Source organism: Vibrio sp. Y176 (assembly GCF_033438945.1).
In genome coordinates this window covers 1-533 of sequence record NZ_JAWOQS010001109.1, presented here as the reverse complement: position 1 = coordinate 533, position 533 = coordinate 1, and the positions used below count along the sequence as shown (strand labels likewise).

Here is a 533-nt window from a genome sequence, read left to right as displayed (position 1 = left end):
ATGTGGAATAAACTAAACAAATCTATGATGTTCTGCCAAATGATGTTTGGCTTATCATTTTATGGCGTGTTAGTGAGCTTAACTCGCTTTTTTCTAGAAGATCTAAATTACAACGAAGCCGATACGATGATGATCGTGGGCGCTTTTTCTGCCATTGGGCGATTGTTTGCCATCGCTGGCGGATTTATTGCGGCTAAGTTTTTAGGAGCTTACCGCTCTCTGTCCATCGCCTTTCTGGCGTTCGCTGCGGGTTACGTTTTGCTGGTACTTGGTGCTTCGGCGACAAACGTTCCTTTATCGATGTGTGGTATCGCTCTAGCAAGCTACGGCCGTGGTTTGATGTCGCCTTCTTACCCAAGTCTTTACAAACGCACTTTTAAATCACAAGAAGATTTCGAAAAAGGTTACCCAATCAACTATTCCGTGATCAATGTCGGCGCTTTTTTAGGCCAGTACCTGTTCCCGATGATCGTGCTGGTAATTGGCTTTAACGGCGGCTTTACCATCTCTGCCGTCATGGCAGGCGCTGCGCT

Annotated in this window: 1 protein-coding gene; it reads left to right on the top strand. The window is 46.2% G+C overall.

What is annotated here, in order from left to right; genetic code table 11:
- A partial coding sequence (locus tag R7O13_RS30470; RefSeq protein WP_318305671.1) for an MFS transporter occupies positions 1 to 533 on the top strand: 533 nt, incomplete at its 3' end.